Source organism: Streptomyces sp. NPDC005263 (genome assembly GCF_042872365.1).
Lineage (GTDB): Bacteria > Actinomycetota > Actinomycetes > Streptomycetales > Streptomycetaceae > Streptomyces.
The window spans coordinates 577,923-603,814 of record NZ_JBIAKJ010000003.1; the positions used below are offsets into that span (position 1 = coordinate 577,923).

Consider the following 25,892-nt stretch of genomic DNA (forward strand, 5'->3'; position numbering starts at 1 on the left):
CGAAATGAGATGGCCCCCCCCGCAGCTCCGCATACGTCCGCGACGGCTTGAAGGACCCGCACCCCGTCCCCTTCGTCAGGCAGTCCAGTGCGTTGTTCACCACGGACGGTGATACGTACCCGCTGCCCGCGCCGCTGGGTGAGGCCGGCAGGCCCAGGCTTACCTGGGACGGGGAGAGGCCGCCCTCCAGTTGGATGCAGGCGAGGGCCGTGAGGAAGTCGACCGAGCCCTGGCTGTACGCCTTCTTCTCCTGAACCCGTCCGCTCCGGCGCGGGTCAGAGCAGGTGATCGGCCTCGCCCGCCTTGATCCCGAGGATGAGCGAGCGCAGCGCTTCACGGCTGTGGGTGAGGTAGGCGTGCTTCGTACCGCGTCATACGTCCGATGAGGTGCTGCACACCCTTGATCCGGGCCTCGGTATCCGCTGTGGGCAGGGGCTCGGTCCTCGTGACACCGTCCGCAGTGATGACGGTTTCGCCGGCCGCACGATCACGCAGAACGTGGGCGACAGCGTCCCGCCAGTACGCGGTGTCGACATGGCCGCCGAAATCGCGGGCGATGGTACGGCGCAGGCTGAGCGCGAACTCCCAGACCGGGTTGGCCCCGTCGAGGGCGAGCAGGGCACGCTGCTGGCCTTGCCACGCGGCGCGGCTGGTGACGCCCCACCACTCGCGCAGGGCCTTGCGCTCGTGGGGGTAGCCCTCGCCGTGATACGCCATGGCGTTCCAGGGAAGGCCACTGTTGACGAAGAGAAGGGCACCGCAGGCGAGTCCGTGGGCCACAGGTCCGTGCAGCGGGCCACCCACGCGCAGTGTCCGCAGCGTCGTCCGGAACGAGGGCGAACCCGCTCGCTCGGAGTGCTGAGCCCAGGCGGATCACACCTCGCATGTGAACTCTCGGTGCCGGTGAGGTCGAACCTTGAGAGGAACTACACCCAAAGGCGCTCGGCTCCGAGAATGCCGCTAGTGCGTCAGGATCCTGCGAACGTGTCGGCGCCGAGCACGGTCAGCAGGGCAAGCTTGTCGTAGCTCTCCGTGCCAGGTGTGGCGGTGAAGATGAGCAGGGACTGCCCTTGGTCGGGGTCGAGCAGTGTCTGGCAGTACAGGTCGATGCGTCCGACCTCGGGGTGGACGAAGCGTTTGGCGTTGCTCCACCGCAGTCCCACTTCGTGGCGGTTCCACAGCTCGGCGAATTCCTCGTTGTGTTGCAGGTCGGCCACGAGCGAGGCGGCCGGCGACCCGGGCCCCTGCGCGGTGGCACTGGCGCGCAGGATGGCGACGTAGACGCGGCTGTGCAGGTGGTGGTCGTCGGGCAGGTACCGATGGCGGGCGGTGGGGTCGGTGAACCACCGGTAGAGGGTGCTGCGCGCCGGGCCGGTGTGACGCGTCTCGTCGCCGAGCAGCGCCACGGCGGGCGGCGTCTGTTGCAGCGTTTCACCGACCGTGCCCACGATCTGCGCGGGTGTGTCCTGAAGCCGGTCCATGACGCGCAGCAGGCCGGGACTGATGTGCGCTCCGCGTAGACGCGTTGTCTGGAGGCGGTACCCGCACAGCAGGAACAGGTGGTCACGTTCGTCGGGGGTCAGGCGCAGTCCCCGGGCGATGGCCGCCGCCATCTGCTGCGACGGCTGGGAACCACTACCGCGTTCCAGCCGGGCCAGATAGTCGGCCGACATGTCGCACAGCTCGGCGACCTCCTCCCGGCGCAGCCCGGTCGTGCGCCGTCGTGCGCCGCGGCGCAACCCGACGTCCTCAGGTTGCAGGGACTCCCGGCGTCCGCGCAGGAAATCGGCCAGACCCTCGCCATCCAATGCCGTGACCACCATCGGGCTCCCCGCTTCGCATGTCGTATACCTCCGCCTCATTGTCCGGCAGGTCGACACGGGTAGCCACGCCCTGCGATTCAGTGGTTGGGCAGGTCCTTCATCCGCCGGCACGGGCCCCGTTCACTGGACGGCGTCAGGAATCAGGTAAAAGAGCCTCCGAAGGATTTCACTATGGCCAAATGGACCGCGGACCGGCTGCCGAGCATGGCCGGCGTGACGGTGGTGATCACCGGTGCCGGCGGGGGGATCGGGCTGGTGACCGCTCGCGAACTCGCACGGGTCGGCGCCCACGTGGTGCTGGCCGTGCGCAACGTCGACAAGGCGCGCCAGGCAGTGACCGGTATGCATGGAAATTTCGATGTCCGGCGACTCGATGTCGCCGACCTAGACTCAGTACGTGCGTTTGCGACGTCGTATACCGGCGACATCGATGTTCTGATCAACAACGCCGGGGTGATGGACATCCCGGCGGCGCGGACCGCGCAGGGCCTAGACGTACAGACCGCGACGAACTATTTCGGGCCGTTCGTGCTCACCAACCTGCTGCTGCCCCGGCTGACCGACCGCGTGGTGACGGTCTCCAGCCAACTGCACCGATTCGGCAGGCTGGACCTCGACGACCTCAATTGGCGCACCCGCAAGTACAACGGGCTGGCCGTCTACGAGTCGTCCAAGCTCGCCGTTGTGCTGTTCTCGCTGGAATTGCAGCGCCGTTTGACCGCCTCGGGCAGCCGTGTCCGCTCGGTCATCGCTCACCCTGGCGTCGCGCGGACCGGACTGGTCACGCACTCGCCGCTGGGATTCGTCAACCGGCTCCCGTTCCTGGTCCAGGACGTCGAACACGGAGCGCTGCCACTCATATACGCAGCCACGCAGGACGTCCCCGGCAACGCCTACGTCGGTCCGGACGGGTTGTTCAGTTTCACGGGCTACCCACTGATCCGCAGGCCCAGCCGGGCCGGCCTGGACCCGGCCGTCGCCAAGAGGCTCTGGCAGGCAACCGCCACTCTCACCGGAACTGGCCTCTGAAAAAACCAGGCACGTTTCCCACTTGCGACTCCGGGTGTATCGAGTACGGCCACTTGATCCGCTCGGCGATCACCGGCGCCGGCATCGTCGGCCACTCGTTCAACAAGCCCCGGATCTGCGGCTCGAAGGCGTCCGCTACCCGTCCGCGCGGGGGCCCGTTCGTACTTCGGCGGCCGGTCCGAGTTCAACGCGGCCCGCACCGTGTTCCGGGCCACCCCCAGCCGCCGTGAGATCTCCTTGATGGGCACGCTCTCTGCTCGATGCAGTCGACGTATCTCCGCCCAGTCCTCCACCTTCAGCACCCTCTTGTATCGAGCAGCCTCCGTGACACCGAGTGCGGCCACCTGCCCCGTCGCAGGTCGCCGACTCGATGGGGCGGCCACGGCTTCAGGATCGAACTGCCGCAGTCAGCTCCGGGAAGGTGACGCCGGTCAGCTCTTCGGAGACGGTCCACAGACGGCGGGCTGTGACCGGGTCACTGGCCGCTGCCGAACGGCCAGCCAGGGAAGGGGCGCCGCGCATCTCGAACATGCCGTCGGGGCCGACGTAACTCGCGCCGGGAAGGTCCTGGACGGCGGCGTAGAGGGTGGGGAGTGCGCCGGCCTCGCCGTCCTGGGCGATCAGCCTGTTGACGAGACGGTAGAAGAGGGTTCGCAGGAGGCTGGCGTCGTGGCTCTGGAGGTTGGTGGCGGCCAAGCCGGGGTGCGCGGCGAGGGCGCGGACGGGCGAGCCGGCGGCGCTGAGTCGTCGCTGGAGTTCCAGGGTGAAGAGCAGGTTGGCGAGCTTGGACTGGCTGTAGGCGGTCAGCGGGTTGTACTCGCCGGTCAGGTCGAGGTTGTCGAAGTGGATGCGGGGACTGCCCGGGGCCTTGTGCGCCCCCGACGACAGGGACACCACGCGGTCGGTGACGTGCGGCAGCAACACGTTGGTCAGCGCGAAGTGGCCCAGGTGGTTGGTGCCGAACTGGGTCTCGAAGCCGTCCTTGGTGCGGCCCTCGGGGACGTTCATGACGCCGGCATTGTTGATGAGCATGTCCAGGTCACCGTGCCAGTCGGCGGCGAACTCGCGCACGGAGGCAAGGTCGGCCAGGTCGAGCCGACGGACCTCCACGCTGCCGTTCACCGTCGCGGCTGCGGCTTCACCGCGCTCGGTGTCCCGTACGGCGAGGACGACGTGGGCGCCCGCGACGGCCAGTGCCGTGGCGGTGGCGAGTCCGAGGCCGCTGTTGGCGCCGGTCACGACGGCGGTGCGGCCGGTCTGGTCGGGGATGTCGGTGGTGTTCCAGGGCTGGGTGTGCGTGTTCTTTGCCATGACTCCAATGTATGCACCGATCACAATGTAGGCAACATTAACAATGTGTGCGTCGCCTACACCCGGCTAGGCTGAGGGCATGACGAACCGCCCCTACCACCACGGAGACCTCCCCGCCGCGCTGCTCGAGCGAGCCGAGAAGACACTGCGCGAGAGGGGGGCGTCCGCGCTGTCCCTGCGCGAACTAGCCCGCGAGATCGGGGTGAGCCCCGCCGCGCCGAGTCGCCACTTCAAGTCCAAGCAGGCACTGCTGGACGCCCTGGCGCTGACCGGGTTCGAGCGGCTCGCCGAGGCCATCACAGCCTCGCAGGAAGGCGCTCGTGAGGCGTTCGCCGACCGGCTGGATGCCGCGGCCCGCGCCTATGTGGGCTTCGCCGTGGCCAACGCCGCACTGCTCGACCTGATGTTCTCGGTCAAGCACAGCCCGGAGGCGTCGGAGGCGCTGGGGGCGACCGCCCACCGGTGGTCCGATCAACTCCTGGAGCTGATCGGCGACGGGCAGCGCCGGGGCGAAGTACGCGAGGGGCCACTCGAACGGATTGCCTTGCCGATCGTCGCGGCGCTGCACGGCTACGCCAGCCTGACGGTAAGCGGCGTGCTACCGCCGGAGGCGGCTGAGCACGGCTTGGACGACATGATCGCGGTCATCCTGCGCGGCAGCGCGCCGCAGTAGAGCCCCGCAGGATGACCAGAGGGGGCAACATTCAAGAACTGGCTGAGGGTCACTTTTCAGAGACTGGCGACAACGGCTGCATGTCGTTGTGCTTGACGCAGGACGAGAACCGCCTCGGCTCAGCGCGCTGCAGAGGGACATCGACGTAGCGCGGCGGCTGCGGAGCGATGACGTATGAGTTCGCCGTAAGTCGTGGGCGTGGCGCCGAAATGAGATGGCGCCACGCCAGATGACCCCTATGGGCGAGTGCTACGGCAGCCCGTGTACGTGCGGCCCCAACGTCCCGGACCACGACTTCCCCGCCCGCGCGTCTCAGTTGGTCGACCAGGTCATGGCCCCCTGCAGATCCGGATAGGTCCGGGAGGGCCTGAACGAACCGCAGGTCGTTCCCTTCGTCAGGCAGTCCAGTGCCCACCTGGGACGGGAGAGGCCGCCCTCCAGTTGGATGCAGGCGAGGGCCGTGAGGAAGTCGACCGAGCCCTGGCTGTTCGCCGTCTTCTCCTGACCCCGTCCGGTCCGGGGCGGGTCAGAGGAGGTGATCGGCCTCGCCCGCCTTGATCCCGAGGATGAGCGAGCGCAGCGCTTCACGGCTGTCGGTGAGGTAGGCGTCCTCGGCACCGGCTATGGCGATGTAGGCGTTGCCGGTGGGGTCGGTGCCGAGGCGGAAGCAGTTGTTGCCTTCGCCGCAGAACGGTTCTTCCCAGGTGATGCTGTCGGTCACGGCGTCTCCTGCACTGTGAGAATCTTTTCGGAATCCCGCACCAGGGCCGTGCCGTGGGGGGCATCAATTCCATCGGTATGGCAGAGAAATTCTCGCAGAGAGATGGGGGTCCGCTGCCCGAATTTGCTTTCAATGCCAGCTAGAGAGTCATCAGTTGCCTGATCATGTAGCTCGACGTCAGGAAATTCTGTGACCAATTCACGCCACATGCTTTTCCTCCTCCGGCCGGGGGCCTGAATGCCGATGTGCGGGCGCGGGACGAACAGCTTCGACCGCTTCCGTCCTCTTGAGTCCCGCACGTCGGCAACAGGCGCTCCGTGCAGAGGGAAACTCGGGGAGTCCGCGCCGATCTGACAGTCAGATCCCGCCACGGCCGGTGATCCGCGTTGCGTTCGACAATATACGGATGTGATGATCCCAGGCATGGCTGAAGGAGGGGGCGAGGACCCGGAGATACCCAGGTCACGGCTGTACGACTACCTGGAGACGGACCACCAGGACGACACGGTCAGGCAGACACCGCAGGACGGCGATGAACCGCCTTTGCCTGGCACTCCGTTGGGCGCTGCCCTGCCGCCGCCCGCCGCAGCCCCCACTCCAGGCACCGCGGACGACATCGCACGCGCCCGCCGTGAATTCGCCGCGCTGCTAGGCGAGTTCCGCCGTACGCCCGTACTCGTCCCCCTCGACGGCAACGAAGACCCCTTGGTCGGTGACTACCGCGGCGTGCGCTGGGTCTACGCCTTCTCGGACGAGTCGGCGCTCGCCAGGTTCGCGATCGCGAGGGGTGAAGGTTCGAGGGAGTGGGCGTATCAGCGGGTGTTGGGAGCCCGGTTGCTGGATGCCGCGGTCCCGGCGGCGGGTGTCCCGTGCGGGGTGGCGCTGGATGTGGGGAGCGAGGACGACGGCGGTGTGCTGTTCCCGCCGGTCGTGGGGATCGTGCCGGATGCGGTGGCCTTGGACGTGGAGACGGTGAACGGGGAGGAACCGCGGTGAGCGGTGCCGGTACGGGCGACGGGAGCGGCGGCAAAGACATCAAGGCGGCGGGCCTGGACGCCATCGCCAAGGGGATCAACCTTACGCTGGACGAGTTGAAGGAACTCGGCACCGACAGCTTCGCCGGGCAGGGCCGAGGCTTCGCGGAACTGTCGCTGTCCGGACTGGACTTGGGGCATGAGGACCTGAAGTCAGCGTTGTCGTCGTTCTGTGAGCGCTGGGAGTGGGGCGTGCGCGCGCTCGTGGAGGAGGGCAACCTCTTCGCGCACCACGTGGGTCTCGCGGCCGGGACGCTGTACGAGACGGACCAGTACGTCGGGGGCACCCTGAAGATCGCCGCGAACTCCGTGGCCGGCAACCCGTATCTCTCCGAGGACGAGGCCGCGAAGCAGGAGTGGAGCGACATCGCCACCAGCGGCCTCGACTCCATGAAGAATCCGGACTACAGCAAGGAGTCCTTCGAGCAGGCGTGGGACAACAGCAAGCAGGGCTGGAACGACGCGGGCCGGGACCTGATGACCTCGCAGATGATGACCGGACCGATCCCCAGCCCGCTGAGTGCCCAGCAGACCATGGGCGCGAGCGATGAGCAGTACGAGGCGGTGCTGGACGCGGCCTTCGGGCCCTCCGCCGAGGAGCGGACCCAGGCGGCACCGCAGCAGTCGCCGTCGCAGCAGGGCGGGGAGAACGACTGATGGGCTTCGGCGATCTGGTCAACTCCGGCATAGGCAAACTCGAAGACGTCGGAAACGCCGCCACGAAACTCGTCGGTGAGGGCGTCGACAAGGGCTCGGACGTCCTCGCGGACGGTCTGGAGTACGTCGGAGCCGACGGCGCCGCCAAGGTGGTCGAGTACGTCGGCGACCAACTCGCCTCCGACCTCGGTGCCACACCCGGCGAGAAACAGCTCGGCGAGACCGACCTGGCCGTCCAGCTGGTCCACGGCAGCGTTTCGGCCATCCGAGCCTCCGCCTCCCACCTCAAGGACTTCCGCAAGTCTTTCGACACGGTCGGCGAGGGAATGCGGAATCTGGACTCCTCGCACTGGAAGGGCGAGGCCGCCGACACCTTCCGCGAGAAATTCGCCATGCATCCCCCCCAAGTGGCTGCACGCGGCGGACGCCTGCGACAAGGCGGGCAAGGCCCTGGACGACTTCGCGGACACAGTCGCCTGGGCGCAGGAGCAGGCTCGCGACGCCATCAACCTGTACGAGAAGGGCAAGAAGGCCTCCGAACAGGCGGTGGAGGCGTACAACAAGCGCGTCGACGCCTACAACGCCGAGATCAAGGCGGACAAGGACCCCGGCCCACGCCCGGAACCCTTCTCCGATCCCGGCACGGCAGACATCAAGCGGGCCCAGGAACTCCTCTCCGAGGCCCGCCGCCAGCGAAACGACGCCGGCCGCACCGCCGCCGCTTCGATCCGCGCCGCCCTCGCCCACGCCCCCGCCGAACCGCCGCTGCTCGACCAGATCGGGTCGAACCTCACGGACGGCTACCTGGCGGTCAACACGGAGCTCACCCATGTCGTGGGCGGCGCGGTCAAGGGCGTGGCCGGCACGGTGAACTTCGTCCGCGGCCTCAACCCGGTCGACGGCTACAACCTCACCCACCCCGCCCAGTACCTCCAGAACGTCAGCATGACGCTCACCGGCCTCATCTCCACCGGCACGCACCCCGAACGCGTACTGAAGTCGGCGTGGGAGGGCTTCAAGAAGGACCCGGCCGAGGGCATCGGCCGCCTGATCCCCGAACTGGTCGGGGGGAAGGGGCTGGGGCTGGCTCGGGGTGGGGTGAAGGCAGGGGTGAAGGCGGGAGCGGAGGAGACCGCAGAATCGGCTGCCCAACGTGCAGCGCGTCAGGGCACGAGGGAGAATCCGGAAGGCACCAGTCGGCGTCCTCACGAAAAGGTCTGCAAAGAGGATCCCGTCGATGTCGCCACCGGAACCATGGTGCTTCCTCAGACCGACGTCTCCTTCTCCGGCTCACCCTCACTCGTCTTCAAGCGCTCTTTCGAGTCGTCCTACAGAGCCGGGTGTTGGTTCGGGCCCACCTGGTCGTCCACCATCGACCAACGGCTGGAGATCGACTCCGAGGGCGTCCTCTTCGTAGCCGAGGACGGACTGCTGCTGTCCTACCCGCACCCTGCACCCGGCGTCCCGGTGCTGCCCTCCCACGGCCCGTGCTGGCCACTGGACCGTGAGGATGGCGGCTACACGATCACCGATCCGGAAACGCGCCGGACCTGGCACTTCACCGACCGCTCCGACGATCTCTCCGTCCTCGAACAGATTGATGACCACAACGGCAACTGGCTCGCGTTCGATTACGACGCCGGTGGCACTCCCCTCGGTATCCGTCACAGCAGCGGACGCCACCTGAAATTCACCACCCTGGACGACCGGATAACCGGCCTGTACCTGGCGGGGGCGGCGCGCGACGGCTCGGAACAGGAGATAGTTCGCTACGGGTACGCCGACGGCCACCTCACTGAGGTGACCAACTCGTCGGGGCGCCCCCTGCGATTCGGCTGCGACGAACAGGGCCGCATCACCTCGTGGACCGACACCAACGGCAGCCGCTTCGAGTACGTCTACGACGACCGGGACCGTTGCACCTACCAGGAGGGGGTGGCCGGCCACCAGCGCTCCACCTTCACCTACGACACGACCGACCCGGAAACGGGACACCGGGTCACCACCATCACCGACTCGCTCGGACACACGGCCCGGTATCTGATCAACGACCGCATGCAGGTGACGGCCGAGATCGACGAGACGGGCGCGGTCACCCGATTCCGACGGGACCGACGCAACCGGCTCCTGTCCCGCACCGATCCTCTCGGCCACACGACGTCGTTCCGCTACGACGAGGCGGGCAACCTGCTGTCAGTCGTACGGCCCGACGGCCGCCAGGCGAAGGCCGAGTACAACGCACTCGGCCTCCCAGTGAAGGTGGTGAATCCGGACGGCACCGTCATCCGCCAGACATACGACGAGCGCGGCAACCGCACCTCGCTGACCGACCCGGATGGCCAGACCACCCTGTTCACCCATGACGAGGCAGGCCACCTGGCCACGGTGACCAATCCCCTGGGCCACACGACAACAGTGCGCTGCGATCGAGTGGGGCTCCCCGTGGAGATCACAGATCCTCTGGGCGCAGTGACGAGATACGAGCGGGACCCTTTCGGCCAGCCCGTCACCATCACGGACCCGGTAGGCGCGGTAACTCACCTGGAGTGGACGGTCGAAGGTCTCTTGGCTCGACGGGTCGCCGCAGACGGTGCATCTGAGTCCTGGACATACGACGGTGAGGGCAACTGCGTCAGCCACACAGACCCGTTGGGTGGAGCCACCCGCTTCGAGTACACACACTTCGACCTGCTTACCTCGCGCACAGGGCCCGACGGGGTGCGCTACGAGTTCGAGCACGACACGGAACTGCGCCTGACGAAGGTCACCAACCCACAGGGTCTGACGTGGACTTACCAGTATGACCCCGCTGGGCGGCTCGTCACAGAGACAGACTTCGACGACCGCTCCCTCACATACGAGTACGACGAGGCTGGCCGCATGGTCTCACGCTGCAATGCAGTCGGTGAGGTCGTGGCTTTCGAACGCAATGAGCTCGGCAAGGTGGTCCGCAAGAACTCGGCCGGCCGGGTCACGACGTACGCATACGACATGACCGACGAACTTGCCCAGGCCACGGGCCCGGATGGCACGACCCTGACCCTGCTGCGGGACCGGTTCGGCCGGTTGCGCTCGGAGACGGTCGACGGTCGCGAACTGACGTACACCTACGACGAGTGGGGCCGTCTGACGGGCCGCAGAACGCCGATGGGCGCGACGACGACATGGTCGTACGACGCCGCAGGACGCCGCATAGGCATGACGGCCTCCGGCCGACCCATCGACTTCACCTACGACGTGGCGGGGCGCGAACTGGCTCGCCACATCGGCCAGACGGTCACCCTGGAGCACGGCTTCGACGACCTCGGCCGCCTGACCACCCAGTCAGTCACCGGCGTGGAAGGCCGCACGGTCCAGTCCCGCGCGTACACCTACCGAGCCGACGGCAACCTGACCGGCATCGACGACCAGCTGTCCGGCTTCCGCCGCTTCGACCTGGATGCTGCGGGCCGGGTCACGGCCGTGCACGCGGCGAACTGGACGGAGACGTACGCCTACGACGCGGCGGGCAACCAGAGGCAGGCGTCCTGGCCGTCGGACCATCCCGGCGAGGAAGCGACCGGCGCCCGTGAGTACGACGGAACCCGCATCACCCGCGCAGGCCGGGTCCGCTACGAACACGACGCCCTCGGCCGCATCACCCTGCGCCAGAAGACCCGCTTGTCCCGCAAACCGGACAGCTGGCGCTACGAATGGGACGCCGAGGACCGCCTCACGCAGGTGATCACGCCGGACGGAACCCGCTGGCGCTACACCTACGACCCCTTGGGCCGCCGCACGGCCAAACTCCGCTTGGCGGAGGACGGCGAATCGATCGTCGAGCAGGTGGTGTTCACCTGGGACGGCACGACCCTGTGCGAACAGACGACAAGGTCCCATTCACTTCCGAACCCGGTCACCCTCACCTGGGACCACCAGGGCGTACGCCCGATCGCCCAGACAGAACGCATCAAGGCAGCGGACGCCCCGCGGGAGGAGATCGACTCCCGCTTCTTCGCCATCGTCACCGACCTTGTCGGCACCCCTAGCGAGCTCGTCGACGAACAGGGTGAGATCGCCTGGCACACCCGCAGCACTCTGTGGGGAACGACGGCGTGGGCGGCGAACAGCACTACCTACACACCTCTACGCTTCCCAGGCCAGTACTACGACCCGGAAACAGGCCTCCACTACAACTACTTCCGCCACTACGACCCCGAAACCGCCCGATACCTCACCCCCGACCCACTGGGACTCGCGCCGGCACCCAACCCGGACACTTACGTCCACAACCCTCACATCTGGTCGGATCTACTCGGTCTCGCGCCCCAGGGTTGCCGTGAGCTGGGGTTGAGTCCCGCTGCACAGCGAGCCATCGAAAAATTGGAGAATATAAAGAAGGATCCTCTTGGAGATGTCAACTCTCAACCAAATCACAACCATTACGATGCGGCTAGGCGAGAGGCAGACGGGCAAGTTGTCGCGCGAAAGGCGAACGGCACACCCTTTGATCACATCGCCGAGTTGACGCAGGCGCGAGACGGACTGGACCGGATTCGGAGGGTGTTGGAGCGAGAGTTGGAAAGCCCTCCTGCCTCGATGACCGATCGGGGCTTGGAAGTTCTTCTCGCGAAACGTAAAGAGGTGATTACCGAACTGGATCGCCTGAATGGTTTCCTGCACTCGATCGGGCACCGCTAATAGAGCAATTGTAGGTGGATTCATTTATGCTATCGAATCTCATTGACAAGGAAAAGTCGATCGAAGACTTGGAGGGAGATCGATGGCCGGAGCCACCGGCCGACAGTACGAACTTGGTGCGGAGTGTTTACGAACTACGGCGGCGCCCTATCAAGAATCTCTCAGTGGAGGATATGCGCCGGTTGATCGGTCAGGATGTGGGCCTTAAATGGCTTTTGCCTGTCGCTCTGGACTTTCTGCGTGACACCGCGCCGGATGAAGCTGTCACGGGTTGGTACGACGACGATCTACTATCGGCGGTTTTGACGAGAAAAGACTCGCTGTGGAGATCTGTGCCAGATCTGGCGCGTCACCTTAATGAGACGGTAGACATGCTTACTGGCGTGTCGGATTACATCCAGCGTCATGTAGATAATTTTCGCGCATCTCTATCTGACTTGTTGTGAAGCGCTGATTCCAATCCCCTTTCAAGGGAGTCGGTGCGCCGACGGAGGTGGTGTGTGGCGCGGCCATTGCTCGCCCACGTGATCCGACGCGGCGGCCCGGAACGACTCCATCAGTGCGCACCCCGGATACGTCCCGAACTCTGCGTACTTCCAGCGGTAGTAGCACGACCAGTAGCTCACCACGCGTCGCTCCGTCCGTGCGAAGAAGGCCGGATTCTGCGCGATGAACTCCCCATAGAGCCTGGACTGGGCTGAGCCCGGGACCGCCAGGTCGGCAAGCCCCTGCCCGATCACGTCAAGGATCTCCAGCACGTACTCGCCGGCCAACTGCACCACGAACGGGGCGACCCACGGTTCCCCGGACGCCACGATCTGTTCGAGGTGGCGCTGGCGGACCCGACCATCGCTGTGCCGGGAGTACAGGCAATGGAAAATCGCCTGCTGGTCTCCGGTTAGGAGCCGCTCCGTGTCGGCCCCCGGCTTCTCGTTGTAGAGGCGCGAGGGGATGGTGACGGTCTCGCCCCGCACCTCAACCTCGAATGGATCCACCGACGAGATCCTGGCGTCCGGCATGACCGCCAGGACGCTCTGCACGTCACCGGCAAGACGGGTGGGGAACGCTGCCATCAGGACATGGGCGACGTTCGACGGATCCCGGGGCAGTTGCACGGCATGAGGATAGGCGACGAGCCTCTTGCTTGGTGCAGGCCGGGAACCGCCTCGGCACAGTGCGCCGCCGGGGGGACATCGACGTAGCGCGGCGGCTGCGGAGCGATGACGTATGAGTTCGCCGTGAGTTGTGGGCGTGGCGCCGGAAAGAGCTGGCGCCACGCCAGTGAGCTCAATGGGCGAGTGCTACGGCGCCGCTCGGTGAGGCCGGCAGGCACAGGCCCACCTGGGACGGGTAGAGGCCGCCCTCCAGTTGGATGCAGGCGAGGGCCGTGAGGAAGTCGACCGAGCCCTGGCTATCCACCTTCTTCTCCTTGACCCGTCCCGTCCGGGGCCGATCAGAGCAGGTGATCGGCCTCGCCCGCCTTGATGCCGAGGATGAGCGAGCGGAGCGCCTCACGGCTGTCGGTGAGGTACGTGTCCTCGGCACCGGCTATGGCGATGTAGGCGTTGCCGGTGGGGTCGGTGCCGAGGCGGAAGCAGCTTGCTCCCTCTCCGCAGAAGGGCTCTTCCCATGTGATCTCGTCCATCGGACTGCTCCTCACAAGCTGTTGGCGATGCGCCGGATGAAATCGCGTGAGTCCTCAGGGGACAGAGCGATGCGTTCCATCCAGTCCAGGTGGGCCCGGTACTTGGCCAACTGTGCTTGCTCACCCAGGAATTCCGGCCCGTGGGAAGTGTCGACCTGTGCGGTGTCGAGCTGGGGCGTCGGCCCTTCGAGGTAGTTGACGGTCTGTCCGGCCCCTGGGAACGTACCGGCGGCGAACGGGACGACCAGCAGAGCCACCGCAGGTCGCTCGGACACGGACAGCAGGTGTTCCAGTTGCGCGCGAGCCACTTTTGGCCCGCCGAACTGCATGCGCAGCGCGGCTTCGTGCACGACGCCGACGTATGCGGGCGGGTTCTCTCCCTCCAGCACTTGCTGACGCTCCGCACGGAACGCCAGCCGCAGTCCGACCTCGCGTTCGGGCAAGGGCGGCAGCACAGCCCTGAAGAGTTCGAGTGCGTGATCGCTGGTCTGGAACAGACCCGGGATGTGAGCGGTGTGGGCCGTCCGCATGCGCACGGCATGTGCTTCCAACTCTGCGATGTCCAGGAGTCCGGGGGCGAGGGCTCCGCGATAACGCTCCCACCAGCCCCGCCCGTTGGTGCGGGCCAGGCTCACCAAAGCCTCCACGTACGCCTGGTCGGAGCACTCGCAGTTGCAGGCGAGGGTACGAAGCCGCTCCTCGCTGATGGTGCGGATGCCCGTCTCGATGTTGGAGATCTTTGCCCGGTCGAGGCCGAGGAGCCCGGCGGCCTGGTCCGCCGTTATGCCCGCCGCCATCCGCATCTTGCGCAGCTCGCTGCCCAGACGCTTCTGCCGCTCGGTTGGTGTCGTCCTCGGTGGCATGCCCTTCCTTCCCGATAGGTCGTCAGCAGTCTGCCGTGAAGTCGCACTGACCTACCACGTGCGGGTCAATTTCACTGACGAGGTGGCAATGTAACCATCCACTTCTCTACATTTGGTAGCGCATCAGTTACCCATTGCTACTGAAGTGCATCGCGCGAGCCTGCCCGCGCTCTCCCCCGGGAGGAGTCGGGCCCCGTCAGCGAGACGGGCACCAGCCGCCACCACAAGACAGCCCCCCAGAGGAGTCACCCCGTGCCCATCTCCCGCTGCCCCCTGTCCCCTCCCCACACGGCCGACCCCACCGCCCCCACCCCCGAAACCCTGTCCTACAGCCTCACGCTCCCCGCGGCCCTGGCCAGCCCCTCACTCGCCCGAGCCGCCACCCGAGAGGTCCTGAAGACCCACAACCTGCACGACATGCTGGACCCGGCCCTACAGGCAGTCAGCGAACTCACCGCAACAGCGGCCCAGTTCACGGAGTCCGCGACCTTCTACCTCTCCCTCCGCTACCGCGCCTCCACCCTCCGCCTGATCGCCTACGACAGCCACCCCCGCCACACCCAGCCCCACCTCGCGACCGCCTGCGACACCCGCCGCCGAGCAGCCCTCCGCCTCCTCGCCTGCGTCTGCCGCGCCTGCGACGGCACCTGGGGCTTCGGCGAGTCCCGCGAACCGGGCGGCGGAACGCGCATGTGGGCGACACTGCCGAGGGCGAGCGCGGCGACGTACGGCAGGCCTGCCGGAAGGGGATGTTGAGCCAGGGGCTACCTGGGTCGGACATCAAAGTTCGCTGGGCTTCGCGTACGTCGGTGTACCAATCCCCGAATTCCTCGTCGTCGAACTGCGACCTGCTGACGGCCCGGATCGGCCCGGACGGGGTGCGCTACGAGTTCGACCACGACAAGGAACTGCGGCTGACAAAGGTCACCAACCCGCAGGGTCTGACGTGGCCGACGGCCGCGAACTGACGTACACCTACGACGAGTGGGGCCGCCGAACGGGCCGTACGACTCCGACCGGGGCGACGACGACATGGTCGTACGACGCGGCCGGTCGCCGCACCGGGATGGTGGCCTCGGGTCGGCCCATCGACTTCACGTACGACGTGGCAGGCCGCGAGCTGGCGCGCCACATCGGCGAGACGGTCACCCTGCAGCATGACTTCGACGCGCTGGGCCGCCTGACCACCCAGTCGGTGACGGGAGCGGATGACCGCGCGATCCAGTCCCGCGCGTACAGCTACCGCGCCGACGGCAACCTGATCGGAATCGACGACCAGCTGTCCGGCTCCCGCCGCTTCGACCTGGACGCGGTGGGCCGGGTCACGGCGGTGCACGCGGCGAACTGGACGGAGACGTACGCCTACGACGCGGCGGGCAACCAGACGCAGGCGTACTGGCCGTCGGCCCACCCCGGCGGTGAGGCGACCGGCGCGCGCGAGTACGAGGGCACCTGCATCACCCGCGCGGGCCGGGTCCGCTACGAACATGACGCCCTGGGCCGCATCACCTTGCGCCAGAAGACCCGCCTGTCCCGCAAGCCGGACACCTGGCGCTACGAGTGGGACGCTGAGGACCGCCTCACACAGGTCACCACGCCGGACGGCACCCGCTGGCGCTACACCTACGACCCTCTGGGTCGCCGCACGGCGAAACTCCGCCTGGCCGAGCACGGCGAAACCGCCGTCGAACAGGTGCTGTTCACCTGGGACGGCACCACCCTGTGCGAACAGACGACAACTTCCTCGGACCTGCCCAACCCCGTCACCGTCACCTGGGACCACCAGGGCCTACGGCCCATCGCCCAGACCGAACGCATCACCGCCGCCGCCGACGACGCCCCGCAGGAAGAGATCGACTCCCGCTTCTTCGCCATAGTCACCGACCTCGTTGGCACCCCCAGCGAACTCATCGACGAGCACGGCGACATCGCCTGGCGAACACGAAGCACTCTGTGGGGCACCACTGCATGGGCCGCCGACAGCACCGCCTACACCCCCCTTCGCTTCCCCGGCCAGTACTACGACCCGGAAACCAACCTCCACTACAACTACTTCCGCCATTACGATCCCGAAACCGCCCGCTATCTGACTCCGGATCCTCTTGGACTCACTCCAGCGCCCAACCCCACTACTTACGTGGGCAACCCGCATACATGGGGCGATCCACTCGGTCTTTCACCGAACTACAAAGTGGGTCAGGTTTTGGGAAATACGTCCAAGTTGCAGGGCTGGATTCCTTCCAGTGTTCCGCCTGAATCCTGGGCGGTTATCCAAGACATCCGAAAATTTGGGGTTGAAGCGCAAGGCAGCGGTCCTCAGTTGATGGGGCCATCCCTTCCGAGGCCGTTTGAGAACAGTGGCAAGGGGGGTGGTTACAAGCTCCCTGAATTCGACAGTCATGGCGAGTCGATCCGTTACACGGAGTGGGGGACCGTTCAGTCTGCGCAAAATCCGAATTGGGGTGGTGAGCGTATAGTGACAGGGTCTGATGGTTCTGCGTACTACACTCCCACTCATTATCAGACCTACATCGTGATGGAGGCGGGCCGGTGATCGAAATGTCGTGGTGGGGTGAGCCTACGTCATTCTTGCAGGTCGTCCCAGACGTGGTAGAGACGCCTGCGACTCAGGTGCTGCCGCCGACTGGACTATTTTATTCCGCCAGGATGGCAGGGCGAGAAATGGTCGATGCCGACGGGGTTTTCACGCAGTTCTATGAACATATGCGGTTGCCGGACTATTTCGGCTGGAATTGGGATGCGTTGCGAGACTGTTTGTATGATCTGAGTTGGCTTACGGCGACACATTTTCTATTGACCATCGACGATGCCGAGTTCGTGCTCTCCGGAAGTAGTGAAGAGCGTGACACTCTCTATAGGACGCTTGTGAGTGCAGCCGGTCATTGGGCAGCGAAGCCTGAACTGCCCGGCCAGGAAAAGATTTCCTTCCGGACCGTCCTCCTGTGTTCGCCGGGGGCAGCATCCGGACTGAGTGCCGAATTGCAACTGTGAGGCGGCGGTGGGATGGGCTTGAGTGATCTGGGGGCACGGCACCGCGCTCCTGCCGGCGCCGCACCCCGTCTCACCTCCCGTCGCGTTACGGCAACCCGTGCACGTGCGGCCCCACCACCCCCGACCACGCGTTCCCCGCCCGCGCATCCCAGTTGGTCGACCAGGTCATGGCCCCCCGCAGCTCCGGATACGTCCGCGACGGCCTGAACGACCCGCACCCGGTCCCCTTCGTCAGGCAGTCCAGTGCGTTGTTCACCACGGACGGTGACACGTACCCGCTGCCCGCGCCGCTGGGTGAGGCCGGAAATCCCAGGCCCACCTGGGACGGGGAGAGGCCGCCCTCCAGTTGGATGCAGGCGAGGGCCGTGAGGAAGTCGACCGAGCCCTGGCTGTAGACCTTGCCGTCGCAGCCGAGCATGGAACCGCTGTTGTAGTACTGCATGTTGACGACCGTGAGGATGTCCTTCAGGTTCAGCGCGGTCTGGAAGTAGGCGTTGGACGTCGACTGCATGTCGATCGTCTGCGGGGCCATGGTCAGGACCAGGGACGGGCCCGCCTTCGCCGACAGGGAGCGCAACGCCTGTGTCATATAAGTCGCGTTGAGGCCGTTCTCCAGGTCGATGTCGACGCCGTCGAAGCCGTACGTCTGCATCAGGGTGTAGACCGAGTTCGCGAAGTTGGTCGCGGAGGTCGAGTCGTTCACCGATACGGCGCCGCGCTCGCCGCCGACCGAGACGATGACCTTCTTGCCCGCCGCCTGCTTCGCCTTCACGTCCGACTTGAACTGGTCGACGGTGTAGCCGCCGAGGCCGGCCGAGTCGAGGTTGAAGGTGACGGCGCCCGGTGTCGTGGTGGCGTCCGCGAAGGCCACCGCGATGATGTCGTACTGGGACTGGACGTCCGAGAGTTTCTGGACCGTCGCGCCGTTGTTGAAGTTCTGCCAGTAACCGGTCACGGCGTGCTTGGGCACCGTGCCGCCACCGCCCGAGGAAGCCGTGGTGCGGCCTGTCACCGTCGCCGACTTGGCCGACTCGCCCGCCGCGTTCGTCGCCGTGACCTGGAAGGAGTACGACGTGGAGGCCGCGAGGCCGGTCACCGTCGCCGAGGTTCCGGTCACCGCCGTGGCCCTGGTGCCGTTCCGGTAGACGGTGTAGCCGGTGGCGCCGGAGACCGTGTTCCAGGACAGGGAGATGGACGAGGAGGCCGCCCCGGTCACGGTGACTCCGGTCGGCTTCGCCGGGATCGTCGGGTCGGGGTCGCCGCCACCGCCGCCGTCCGGGCCGTACAGCGACACGTCGTCCGCGTAGTACGCCGCCTGTCCGTACCAGCCGTGGGTGTACACCGTCACCGAGGTCGTCGAGGAGCCCGTGGTGAAGGTGGTCGACAGCTGCTTCCAGGAGGAGGAGTCCGGGGTCCAGGTCGACACGTCCGTCGTGCCCGTGCCGGTGGCACCCAGGTAGGCGTACCCGCCCCGCACCCAGGCGCTCAGGGTGTACGTCGAGTTGGGCTTGACCGCGGCCGTCTGGGCGCACCGTGCGTTGTCCTGGCCGGCCGGCGTCGCCTGCAGCGCGGCCGAGCCGCCGTGTACCGGGGAGCTGACGGTCGTACCGCTGCCCGCGGAGCAGGCCCAGTTGGCCAGTCCCGACTCGAAGCCGGCGTTCTTCGCGTTGTTGACGTCCGCGGCGGACGCCTGGCCCGCGACGGCGACCGTGAGTCCGAGGGCGAGGGTGACAGCGAAAGCAAGGGTCGCGGTGAGAGAGCGGGTGAGGGGTCGCCGTATCCGTCTGGGTTCGTGGCGGTGTCCGGGCATGCCTGTTTCGCGGCGCACTGGTGCCTCCGGTGGGGGAGAAGGGCATGGGACGACGGTGGCCACCGCTGTGCCTATAAGTTGGTCCAGACCAATTCGCGTGTCAAGGGTTCCGGCGGTCTGGCGGTCGCAGCGCCACATCCAACTTGGTGATCTCGGTGGTTTCGTTGCGCGGGCGAGGTCAACTCGCCCGACGTGCACCAGGGTCGTGGCAAGTGCGCCCCATCTGCACGGAAATAAGCCCCTTTTGGGTCCTCAAGGGGACCGAGAAGTCACGGAAACGCTGTTCTCCGGCCACACATGCGTGGATAAAGTGCTCAGGAAGTCACGCAGTGAAGTCGACCGGGCGGGCCGGAGTGACGCCGGGCGGGCTCATGGGCATGGGATTCGGGGAGCTGCGCGTGCCAACTGTCATTGCCGTGACCAGCGCCGACATGGCGCTGCCGCCGCAGGACGATCGAACGATGCCTGCCGCCGTGCTGCCGGACCTGGACCGTCAGCCACTCGACCAGTCGCTGGCCGCTCTGCAGACGCTCATCGAACAGCACGGGCATGTGATCGTCGTGTGCTCGCAGGCCGTGCCCCGGGAGGTCGAGCGGCGACTGCTCACCGTCCGCTCGCTCCTGGAAACCGACCGGATTGCTCTTTTCCGGCCTGATCTGCCGCCCCTCGGACTCGCCGTCCTGGCCCGCCAGTTGCGGCAGCTCGCCTCCTGCGATCTGAGCCCCGGTGTGCTCGCCTCGGCCGCCCGGCTGCTCACCCACTACCTGCACGCGGGGGCGCTGCTCGGCTCCGTCGCCAAGCTCGACCGCGTTCCGGTGGGCCTGAAGTCGCACGCCAAGTCCTGGATGCCGGGCAGTCAGTTCGGTGTGCTCGCCCATCCGCAGCCGCAGCTCGTCCGCATCGGACCCGGCGCGACCCTCGCGGGACCGGAGTTCACCACCTCGATGCTGGTCGCCCGGGGGCAGCTGCAGTCCGACTGGGTCAGCGCGACCCTGGCCAAGTCCTGGAGCGTCCGGGGGCTGCGCGAGGCACCGCTGCCCGCCGAGTCCGCGCTGTGGTGGGGAACCGGCAGGATCATCGAGTTCTGCACCTTCCTGCCGGACCTGTCGGTGCTCTACCAACTGGTCACCTCGGTACGGCAGAACACCTGCCACTGGTGCGGCATCGAGGTCATCGGCGATCGCTGCGTCTTCTGCTCCGCGACGGCGCCAGCACCGGCACCAGCACCGTCAGCGGTAGCGGTGGCGCATGCGTCGCCCGCATCACCCGTATCACCCGTATCGCCCACGTCATCCGGATCGGCGGGACCCTCCGGACCCTCCGGACCCCCCGGACCCGCGGGACACTCCCGATCGATGGGACCGTCCGGCCCGTCGGGACCATCCGTCTCCCAAGGATCACCCATGTACGGGAACCAACTCCCTGCCGGGTGATCCGGCCCGGCCGACCCTGACCCGGTTGACCCGGACCCGGCCGACCAGGACCCGTGCCGCCCGCCCCGCCAGCCCAGCCCCCTCCGCCAGACCCAACCCCCCGACGAGGTCGTACGGTTCATGAACTCCCGTCAGCGCCGCGGCGTGATACTCCTGCTTCTGTCGGTCCTGTGCGCGCTCGGCGCCTTCGCCGGCGTGTGGTCCGTCATCAACGACGTGAAGTCCAAGGTCGGGCCCGAGGTCACCGCGTACCGGCTGAAGTCCGACGTGAAGCCCTACACCAGCCTCAGCGCGGCCCAGTTCGAGAAGACCAAGATGCCCGAGCGCTGGCTGCCGGACACCGCGGTCACCGACCTCTCCCGGATCCGCGGCAAGATCGCCGTGACCACGCTGCGGGAAGGCTCCCTGCTGCAGAGCGACATGATCGTCGACCAGCCCGCCCTGCGGCCGGGGCAGCAGGAGGTCGCCATCATGATCGACGCGGCGACCGGTGTGGCGGGAAAGATCACGGCGGGTTCGGCGGTCAACGTGTACGCCACCTTCGAGGGGAAGCGGGAGGTCGACCCCGACCAGTCCAAGATCATCGTGGCCAATGCCCGGGTCATCGACGTCGGTGAGCTGACCGCCCTCAAGCCCGACGCGGACGACCGCACCCGGCAGGAGACCGACGCCGTCCCGATCACCTTCGCGCTCTCCACGCTGGACGCCCAGCGCATCACGTACGCCGAGTCGTTCGCCAAGGAGGTCCGGCTCGCGCTCGTCGCACCCGGCACCGACACCACCGTCCCTGAGCAGGACCGCAGCTACGAACTCGCCAAGGACAAGTGAGAGGTCGCCATGCCCACGAGGATCCTCCCGGCAGTCGGCGACGCGGACGCGGCCCGGTCCATCACCACGTTGCTCAGCCAGCTCCCGGACGCCGAACCGCTTTCTCCGGTGGTCGACTCCACCCAGCTCATCGACACCCTCGCCCGCCTCGCCACCGAGTCGATCGACGAACTGCCCGAAGTGGTGGTCGTCCACGAACGCATCGGCCCGGTCCCGGCCCTGGAACTCATCCGCGAGGTCGCCCTCCGCTTCCCCGCCGTCGGGGTCATCCTCGTCACCTCCGACGCCAGCCCCGGCCTCTTCCAGGCCGCCATGGACTACGGCGCCCGTGGCCTGATCGCCCTGCCGCTGGGCTACGAGGAACTGGCCAGCCGTGTCCAGGCGGTCGCCCAGTGGTCGGTGGGCGTACGGCGTCATCTGGGCGCGGGCGGCGACGTGTTCACCGGCGTCGGCGGGACCGTCGTCACGGTCAGCGGGGCGAAGGGAGGCGTGGGGTCGACCCTCACCGCCATCCACCTCGCCCTCGCCGCCCAGGCGTCGGGACGCAGCACGGCCCTGCTCGACATGGACCTGCAGACCGGGGACATCGCGTCCTACCTGGACGTCCAGTTCCGCCGCTCGGTCGTCGACCTCGCCGCCATCACCGACATCTCGCCCCGCGTCCTCGCCGACGCCGTCTTCCCCCACGACACCGGCGTCGCGCTGCTGCTCGCCCCCGGTGAGGGTGAACGCGGCGAGGAGGTCACCGACCGCGCCGCCCGCCAGATCGTCAGCGCCCTGCGGTCCCGCTACGAGGTCGTCGTCGTCGACTGCGGCGCCCAGCTCGGCGGCGCGGGCGCCGCCGCCGTGGAGATGGCGGACACCGCTCTGCTGGTCACCACGCCCGACGTGGTCGCCGTCCGCGGTGCCAAGCGGACCGTGCGGATGTGGGACCGGCTGCAGATCCGCAAGGCCGAGGAGACGACCGTCGTCGTCAACCGGCACACCCGCGGTACGGAGATCCAGCCCCCGCTGATCCAGAAGATCACCGGCACGGCCGTCGCGGGCATCGCCATCCCCGCCAACTTCAAGGAACTCCAGAGCGCGGTGGACGCCGGCCGTGTCCACGAACTCGACGGCAAGAGCACCGTGAAGCAGGCCCTGTGGGCCCTCGCGGCCGAACTCGGCCTGGTCAAGGGCCCGGACAGCCCCGGTCACCGGGCCGGCCGGCTGCGCGGCGGCGACCGGGCCGCGGTCGGCTTCCGGCGACGCCGCGAGCTGGGGAACTAGCGATGCGCCGGCCGGGGTGGAAGGGCGCCGTGTGGCGGAGGGACGACGGCCAGGTCACCGTCGAGTTCCTCGGCATGACCCCGCTGATCCTCCTCACCCTGGTGCTGATGTGGCAGTTCGTGCTGCTGGGATACACATTCACGCTGGCGGGGAACGCTGCGGACGAGGCGGTACGGGCGGGGACGGCGGTCCCGGAGGGGGAGCGGCAGGGAGCGTGCCAGGCAGCGGGTCTGGACAAGTTGCCGGACGCGTGGAGCGGTGAGGTGGTGTGCGCCACCTCCGGCGGCTATGTCACGGCCGACGTCACCCTCCACGTCCCCGTCCTCTTCCCGGGCTCGATCGGCTTCCCCTTCGACGTGAAGGGCCATGCCGGCGCCGTCGAGGAGGTGAAGGACTGAGATGTCGTACGAGGGGAAACGCCACGGCGGACGCGGGGTTCGCCGCGACCGCGGGCAGGTCGCCCTGGAGTACCTCGGGTTCATCCCGATCCTGGTCCTCGTGGCGATGGCGGGCGTACAGATCGGGCTGATCGCCTACACCGCCCAGCAGGCCGGCACGGCGGCCCGGGCGGGTGCGCGGGCGGCCTCGATCCAGGAGAGCGCCCAGGAGGGGTGCGCGAACGCGATCAGCGACTGGCTGAGCGTCGCGTGCTCCGCCGCGGAGGGCGGTGACACGGTCACCGTGACCGCCACCGTCCAGATTCCGTCGATCGTCCCCGGCTGGGACTTCGACCCCGCCCAGAAGACCGCCACCATGCCGCTCGACCACCCGCTCGACCCCTGAGGAAACACCCATGAGCCTGCGGTCACGCATCAACTCCCCCGAAGACAACGGCAGCCGGGGCGAGGACGGCCACCTGGTCGCCTCCTACCGGTCCAAGCTGCTGGAGGAGATCGACCTCGCGGAGATGAGCACGCTGGCGGCGGCCGAGCGCAGGGCCCGCCTCGAGCGGGTGCTCGGGCACATCATCAGCCGGGAGGGCCCCGTCCTGTCGACGGTGGAGCGCTCGCAGCTGATCCGCAGGGTGGTCGACGAGGCACTCGGGCTCGGCATCCTCGAACCGCTGCTGGAGGACGCGTCGATCACCGAGATCATGGTGAACGGCCCGGACGCGATCTTCGTGGAGCGCGGCGGCAGGGTGGAACAACTGCCGCTCCGCTTCCCCTCACACGACCAGCTGATGCAGACCATCGAGCGGATCGTGTCCACGGTCAACCGGCGGGTGGACGAGTCGAACCCGATGGTCGACGCCCGGCTCCCGTCCGGCGAGCGCGTCAACGTCATCATCCCGCCGCTGTCGCTGACCGGCGCCATCCTCACCATCCGCCGCTTCCCGCGCTCCTTCACGCTCAGCGAACTGGTCGGCTTCGGCTCGCTCGACGAGCACATGCTGTATCTGCTGGCCGGCCTGGTGCAGGCACGGTTCAACATCATCGTGTCGGGTGCGACGGGCACCGGGAAGACCACGCTGCTGAACGCCCTGTCGGGTCTCATCCCCGACGGCGACCGCATCATCACCATCGAGGACTCCGCCGAACTCCAGCTCCAGCAACGGCACGTGGTCCGGCTGGAGTCCCGCCCCGCGAACGTCGAGGGCAAGGGCCGTATCACCATCCGCGACCTGGTCCGCAACTCGCTGCGTATGCGCCCCGACCGGATCGTGGTCGGTGAGGTCCGCGGCGGCGAGTCGCTCGACATGCTCCAGGCGATGTCGACGGGCCACGACGGCTCACTGGCGACCGTGCACGCCAACAACGCGGAGGACGCGCTGATGCGGCTGAAGACCCTGGCGTCCATGTCCGAGGTGGAGATCCCCTTCGAGGCGCTGCACGACCAGATCAACAGCGCCGTCGACGTCATCATCCAGCTCACCCGGTTCGCCGACGGTGTCCGCCGGATCACCGAGATCGCGGTGCTCGACAGCCACGGCAGCGAACCGTACCGGCTGGCCAGCGTCGCCCGCTTCGACGCCCGGCCGATGGCCGCCGACGGCCGGATATACGGGGCCTACCAGCACTTCCCGCTCCCGCGCCGTACCGCCGACCGCCTCTACATGGCGAGCCAGCCCACGCCGCAGGCCTTCGGCGTGGCCCAGTCCGCAGATCAGCTAGCCATCCGAGAAGCCAGGTAGGACCGCCCCCATGGATCTTGAGACCCTCGTCCCGCTCACCCTCGGCGTCACCCTGCTGACCTGCGTACTCACCGTCATCGGTGTGCACACCTACGCCAAGGGCAAGGCACAGCGGGCCGCGCTGGTGGAGCGGCTGACGTCCGCCGGGCAGATATCCGCCACCGGCAGGCGGCGCCGCTTCCCCAACCTGGACCGCCGGCTGCGGCGGACCCGGACGGGCCGGAAGCTGGAACTGCGGCTGGCGGCGACCGGCATGGACATCACGCCCGGCGAGTTCTTCGCCGCGATGCTGGCCGCGGTGGCCGGCCTGTGGCTGGTCGGGCAGGCGGCCCTGGCCCCCTTCTTCGGGCCGATCGCCGGACTGCTGGGCATCTGGGCGGCCATGCAGTTCCTCGCCTGGCAACGGCAGAAACGCATCGAGAAGTTCATCAACCAACTCCCGGAGATGGCCCGCATCCTGGCCAACGCCACCCAGGCGGGCCTCGCCCTGCGCACCGCGATCGGCATGGCCGCCGAGGAACTGGAGGCACCGGCCGGCGAGGAACTCGCCAAGGTCGACAACCAGTTGGCGATGGGCGCCACCATGGACGACGCGCTCGGCGAGATGGCCGAACGTCTCCCGTCCCGTGAACTGGTCGTCCTGGTCACGACGTTGGTCCTGTCCAACCGGGCGGGCGGCCAGGTGGTGAGCGCGCTGCGGAACCTGACGGAGACGCTGGAGGAACGCAAGGAGACCCGGCGCGAGGTCCGCACCCAGCTGTCCCAGGTGAACATGACGTCGTACGCGGTGCCGGTGCTCGGCATCGGCTCGCTGTTCCTGATGAACGGGGTGAAGGACGGCGCCCTGGACCGGATGACCGGCTCACCGCTCGGCCAGGCGGCGGTGATCGTCGCGTTCGGCCTGTACACCGTCGGCTTCGTCCTCATCCGCCGCCTGTCGCGGATCGACGTCTGAACGGCTGGAAGGGACTGG

At 67.5% G+C, this 25,892-nt stretch carries 24 protein-coding genes and 7 pseudogenes; 18 read left to right on the top strand and 13 right to left on the bottom strand.

Annotated elements, in window-relative coordinates; all coding sequences use genetic code 11:
- Positions 1–16: 16 nt before the first annotated feature.
- The 3 genes and pseudogenes from ACFYRY_RS16235 to ACFYRY_RS16245 all read right to left on the bottom strand — a co-directional run.
- Positions 17–244 (bottom strand): annotated as a pseudogene (locus ACFYRY_RS16235) (chitinase); the annotation flags it as partial.
- Positions 245–333: 89 nt separating this feature from the next.
- Positions 334–717 (bottom strand): hypothetical protein, encoded by a 384-nt coding sequence (locus tag ACFYRY_RS16240; RefSeq protein ID WP_389145067.1) that lies wholly within the window; start codon positions 715–717, stop codon positions 334–336.
- Between the two features lie 251 nt (positions 718–968).
- The gene (locus ACFYRY_RS16245; RefSeq protein WP_389145070.1) at positions 969–1,823 is read right to left on the bottom strand and encodes a helix-turn-helix transcriptional regulator; all 855 of its coding nucleotides are present in this window, start codon (positions 1,821–1,823) and stop codon (positions 969–971) included.
- Between the two features lie 171 nt (positions 1,824–1,994).
- Here ACFYRY_RS16245 and ACFYRY_RS16250 point away from each other — a divergent pair, with 171 nt between their 5' ends.
- Positions 1,995–2,852, top strand: a complete 858-nt coding sequence (locus ACFYRY_RS16250; RefSeq protein ID WP_389145073.1) for an SDR family NAD(P)-dependent oxidoreductase — start codon at positions 1,995–1,997, stop codon at positions 2,850–2,852.
- Between the two features lie 37 nt (positions 2,853–2,889).
- Here the strand turns inward: ACFYRY_RS16250 and ACFYRY_RS16255 are convergent.
- Together ACFYRY_RS16255 and ACFYRY_RS16260 are read right to left on the bottom strand one after the other, a co-directional pair.
- Positions 2,890–3,154: pseudogene (locus ACFYRY_RS16255) on the bottom strand (IS21 family transposase); the annotation flags it as partial.
- Positions 3,155–3,239: 85 nt separating this feature from the next.
- On the bottom strand, positions 3,240–4,163 hold the full coding sequence (locus tag ACFYRY_RS16260; RefSeq protein WP_389145075.1) for an oxidoreductase: 924 nt from the start codon (positions 4,161–4,163) through the stop codon (positions 3,240–3,242).
- 79 nt (positions 4,164–4,242) lie between these two features.
- On the opposite strand from ACFYRY_RS16260, the gene ACFYRY_RS16265 reads away from it, so the two are divergent.
- The gene (locus tag ACFYRY_RS16265) at positions 4,243–4,836 is read left to right on the top strand and encodes a TetR/AcrR family transcriptional regulator (protein WP_389145078.1); all 594 of its coding nucleotides are present in this window, start codon (positions 4,243–4,245) and stop codon (positions 4,834–4,836) included.
- Positions 4,837–5,085: 249 nt separating this feature from the next.
- Here ACFYRY_RS16265 and ACFYRY_RS16270 read toward each other — a convergent pair.
- The 3 genes and pseudogenes from ACFYRY_RS16270 to ACFYRY_RS16280 all read right to left on the bottom strand — a co-directional run.
- Positions 5,086–5,322, bottom strand: a pseudogene (locus tag ACFYRY_RS16270) (chitinase); the annotation flags it as partial.
- Between the two features lie 40 nt (positions 5,323–5,362).
- Positions 5,363–5,557 (bottom strand): hypothetical protein, encoded by a 195-nt coding sequence (locus ACFYRY_RS16275; protein WP_389145081.1) that lies wholly within the window; start codon positions 5,555–5,557, stop codon positions 5,363–5,365.
- Positions 5,554–5,766, bottom strand: a complete 213-nt coding sequence (locus tag ACFYRY_RS16280) for a hypothetical protein (RefSeq protein WP_389145083.1) — start codon at positions 5,764–5,766, stop codon at positions 5,554–5,556. Before ACFYRY_RS16280 ends, ACFYRY_RS16275 begins: the two co-directional genes overlap by 4 nt.
- A gap of 214 nt (positions 5,767–5,980) precedes the next feature.
- On the opposite strand from ACFYRY_RS16280, the gene ACFYRY_RS16285 reads away from it, so the two are divergent.
- From ACFYRY_RS16285 to ACFYRY_RS16310, 6 genes and pseudogenes are all read left to right on the top strand, one after another.
- Complete coding sequence (locus tag ACFYRY_RS16285) at positions 5,981–6,553, top strand: hypothetical protein (protein ID WP_389145086.1); 573 nt, start codon at positions 5,981–5,983, stop codon at positions 6,551–6,553.
- On the top strand, positions 6,550–7,248 hold the full coding sequence (locus ACFYRY_RS16290; RefSeq protein ID WP_389145089.1) for a hypothetical protein: 699 nt from the start codon (positions 6,550–6,552) through the stop codon (positions 7,246–7,248). Before ACFYRY_RS16285 ends, ACFYRY_RS16290 begins: the two co-directional genes overlap by 4 nt.
- Positions 7,248–7,586: pseudogene (locus tag ACFYRY_RS16295) on the top strand (putative T7SS-secreted protein); the annotation flags it as partial. The gene ACFYRY_RS16290 and the pseudogene ACFYRY_RS16295, both read left to right, overlap by 1 nt.
- A 112-nt stretch (positions 7,587–7,698) precedes the next feature.
- Positions 7,699–7,950 (top strand): annotated as a pseudogene (locus tag ACFYRY_RS16300) (putative T7SS-secreted protein); the annotation flags it as partial.
- A gap of 132 nt (positions 7,951–8,082) precedes the next feature.
- On the top strand, positions 8,083–11,928 hold the full coding sequence (locus tag ACFYRY_RS16305) for a polymorphic toxin type 28 domain-containing protein (protein ID WP_389146260.1): 3,846 nt from the start codon (positions 8,083–8,085) through the stop codon (positions 11,926–11,928).
- Between the two features lie 26 nt (positions 11,929–11,954).
- A complete protein-coding gene (locus ACFYRY_RS16310; protein WP_389146263.1) occupies positions 11,955–12,374 on the top strand; it encodes a contact-dependent growth inhibition system immunity protein in 420 nt (139 codons plus the stop codon).
- Positions 12,375–12,395: 21 nt separating this feature from the next.
- Here the strand turns inward: ACFYRY_RS16310 and ACFYRY_RS16315 are convergent, their stop codons facing one another.
- The 4 genes and pseudogenes from ACFYRY_RS16315 to ACFYRY_RS16330 form a co-directional block, all read right to left on the bottom strand.
- Positions 12,396–13,001 (bottom strand): hypothetical protein, encoded by a 606-nt coding sequence (locus tag ACFYRY_RS16315; RefSeq protein ID WP_389145092.1) that lies wholly within the window; start codon positions 12,999–13,001, stop codon positions 12,396–12,398.
- Between the two features lie 232 nt (positions 13,002–13,233).
- A pseudogene (locus ACFYRY_RS16320) lies at positions 13,234–13,350 on the bottom strand (chitinase); the annotation flags it as partial.
- A 31-nt stretch (positions 13,351–13,381) separates the two neighbouring features.
- Positions 13,382–13,573: a hypothetical protein gene (locus ACFYRY_RS16325; protein WP_389145095.1), complete on the bottom strand. Its 192-nt coding sequence runs from the start codon at positions 13,571–13,573 to the stop codon at positions 13,382–13,384.
- 11 nt (positions 13,574–13,584) lie between these two features.
- On the bottom strand, positions 13,585–14,436 hold the full coding sequence (locus tag ACFYRY_RS16330; protein ID WP_389145098.1) for a helix-turn-helix domain-containing protein: 852 nt from the start codon (positions 14,434–14,436) through the stop codon (positions 13,585–13,587).
- A gap of 252 nt (positions 14,437–14,688) precedes the next feature.
- Here ACFYRY_RS16330 and ACFYRY_RS16335 point away from each other — a divergent pair, with 252 nt between their 5' ends.
- The 3 genes and pseudogenes from ACFYRY_RS16335 to ACFYRY_RS16345 all read left to right on the top strand — a co-directional run bounded on the left by ACFYRY_RS16335 (position 14,689) and on the right by ACFYRY_RS16345 (position 17,448).
- On the top strand, positions 14,689–15,192 hold the full coding sequence (locus ACFYRY_RS16335) for an ATP-binding protein (RefSeq protein ID WP_389145100.1): 504 nt from the start codon (positions 14,689–14,691) through the stop codon (positions 15,190–15,192).
- An 89-nt stretch (positions 15,193–15,281) separates the two neighbouring features.
- Positions 15,282–16,990, top strand: a pseudogene (locus ACFYRY_RS16340) (RHS repeat-associated core domain-containing protein); the annotation flags it as partial.
- A 5-nt stretch (positions 16,991–16,995) separates the two neighbouring features.
- A complete protein-coding gene (locus ACFYRY_RS16345) occupies positions 16,996–17,448 on the top strand; it encodes a barstar family protein (protein ID WP_389146266.1) in 453 nt (150 codons plus the stop codon).
- Between the two features lie 85 nt (positions 17,449–17,533).
- Here the strand turns inward: ACFYRY_RS16345 and ACFYRY_RS16350 are convergent, their stop codons facing one another.
- Positions 17,534–19,258 (bottom strand): chitinase, encoded by a 1,725-nt coding sequence (locus ACFYRY_RS16350; protein ID WP_389145102.1) that lies wholly within the window; start codon positions 19,256–19,258, stop codon positions 17,534–17,536.
- A 377-nt stretch (positions 19,259–19,635) separates the two neighbouring features.
- On the opposite strand from ACFYRY_RS16350, the gene ACFYRY_RS16355 reads away from it, so the two are divergent.
- The 7 genes from ACFYRY_RS16355 to ACFYRY_RS16385 all read left to right on the top strand — a co-directional run bounded on the left by ACFYRY_RS16355 (position 19,636) and on the right by ACFYRY_RS16385 (position 25,874).
- Entirely contained in the window at positions 19,636–20,691 is a 1,056-nt protein-coding gene (locus ACFYRY_RS16355) for a hypothetical protein (RefSeq protein ID WP_389146269.1), read from the top strand.
- Positions 20,692–20,811: 120 nt separating this feature from the next.
- Positions 20,812–21,519: a Flp pilus assembly protein CpaB gene (gene cpaB, locus ACFYRY_RS16360; RefSeq protein WP_389145105.1), complete on the top strand. Its 708-nt coding sequence runs from the start codon at positions 20,812–20,814 to the stop codon at positions 21,517–21,519.
- Between the two features lie 9 nt (positions 21,520–21,528).
- The gene (locus ACFYRY_RS16365; protein WP_389145108.1) at positions 21,529–22,788 is read left to right on the top strand and encodes a CpaE family protein; all 1,260 of its coding nucleotides are present in this window, start codon (positions 21,529–21,531) and stop codon (positions 22,786–22,788) included.
- Between the two features lie 2 nt (positions 22,789–22,790).
- Entirely contained in the window at positions 22,791–23,186 is a 396-nt protein-coding gene (locus tag ACFYRY_RS16370) for a TadE/TadG family type IV pilus assembly protein (RefSeq protein WP_389145111.1), read from the top strand.
- Between the two features lies 1 nt (position 23,187).
- Positions 23,188–23,571, top strand: a complete 384-nt coding sequence (locus tag ACFYRY_RS16375; RefSeq protein WP_389145114.1) for a TadE/TadG family type IV pilus assembly protein — start codon at positions 23,188–23,190, stop codon at positions 23,569–23,571.
- Positions 23,572–23,581: 10 nt separating this feature from the next.
- On the top strand, positions 23,582–24,919 hold the full coding sequence (locus ACFYRY_RS16380) for a CpaF family protein (protein WP_389145116.1): 1,338 nt from the start codon (positions 23,582–23,584) through the stop codon (positions 24,917–24,919).
- A gap of 10 nt (positions 24,920–24,929) precedes the next feature.
- Positions 24,930–25,874, top strand: coding sequence for a type II secretion system F family protein (locus ACFYRY_RS16385; RefSeq protein ID WP_389145119.1), 945 nt, complete (start codon positions 24,930–24,932; stop codon positions 25,872–25,874).
- The last annotated feature ends 18 nt before the right edge of the window (positions 25,875–25,892 follow it).

Coding starts and splice junctions, on each gene's coding strand:
- ACFYRY_RS16240 (WP_389145067.1), bottom strand. CDS start 717: ATGGCGTATCACGGCGAGGGCTACCCCCACGAGCGCAAGGCCCTGCGC.
- ACFYRY_RS16245 (WP_389145070.1), bottom strand. CDS start 1,823: ATGGTGGTCACGGCATTGGATGGCGAGGGTCTGGCCGATTTCCTGCGC.
- ACFYRY_RS16250 (WP_389145073.1), top strand. CDS start 1,995: ATGGCCAAATGGACCGCGGACCGGCTGCCGAGCATGGCCGGCGTGACG.
- ACFYRY_RS16260 (WP_389145075.1), bottom strand. CDS start 4,163: ATGGCAAAGAACACGCACACCCAGCCCTGGAACACCACCGACATCCCC.
- ACFYRY_RS16265 (WP_389145078.1), top strand. CDS start 4,243: ATGACGAACCGCCCCTACCACCACGGAGACCTCCCCGCCGCGCTGCTC.
- ACFYRY_RS16280 (WP_389145083.1), bottom strand. CDS start 5,766: ATGTGGCGTGAATTGGTCACAGAATTTCCTGACGTCGAGCTACATGAT.
- ACFYRY_RS16285 (WP_389145086.1), top strand. CDS start 5,981: ATGGCTGAAGGAGGGGGCGAGGACCCGGAGATACCCAGGTCACGGCTG.
- ACFYRY_RS16310 (WP_389146263.1), top strand. CDS start 11,955: ATGCTATCGAATCTCATTGACAAGGAAAAGTCGATCGAAGACTTGGAG.
- ACFYRY_RS16315 (WP_389145092.1), bottom strand. CDS start 13,001: ATGGCAGCGTTCCCCACCCGTCTTGCCGGTGACGTGCAGAGCGTCCTG.
- ACFYRY_RS16325 (WP_389145095.1), bottom strand. CDS start 13,573: ATGGACGAGATCACATGGGAAGAGCCCTTCTGCGGAGAGGGAGCAAGC.
- ACFYRY_RS16330 (WP_389145098.1), bottom strand. CDS start 14,436: ATGCCACCGAGGACGACACCAACCGAGCGGCAGAAGCGTCTGGGCAGC.
- ACFYRY_RS16345 (WP_389146266.1), top strand. CDS start 16,996: ATGTCGTGGTGGGGTGAGCCTACGTCATTCTTGCAGGTCGTCCCAGAC.
- ACFYRY_RS16350 (WP_389145102.1), bottom strand. CDS start 19,258: ATGCCCGGACACCGCCACGAACCCAGACGGATACGGCGACCCCTCACC.
- ACFYRY_RS16355 (WP_389146269.1), top strand. CDS start 19,636: ATGGGATTCGGGGAGCTGCGCGTGCCAACTGTCATTGCCGTGACCAGC.
- cpaB (WP_389145105.1), top strand. CDS start 20,812: ATGAACTCCCGTCAGCGCCGCGGCGTGATACTCCTGCTTCTGTCGGTC.
- ACFYRY_RS16365 (WP_389145108.1), top strand. CDS start 21,529: ATGCCCACGAGGATCCTCCCGGCAGTCGGCGACGCGGACGCGGCCCGG.
- ACFYRY_RS16370 (WP_389145111.1), top strand. CDS start 22,791: ATGCGCCGGCCGGGGTGGAAGGGCGCCGTGTGGCGGAGGGACGACGGC.
- ACFYRY_RS16375 (WP_389145114.1), top strand. CDS start 23,188: ATGTCGTACGAGGGGAAACGCCACGGCGGACGCGGGGTTCGCCGCGAC.
- ACFYRY_RS16380 (WP_389145116.1), top strand. CDS start 23,582: ATGAGCCTGCGGTCACGCATCAACTCCCCCGAAGACAACGGCAGCCGG.
- ACFYRY_RS16385 (WP_389145119.1), top strand. CDS start 24,930: ATGGATCTTGAGACCCTCGTCCCGCTCACCCTCGGCGTCACCCTGCTG.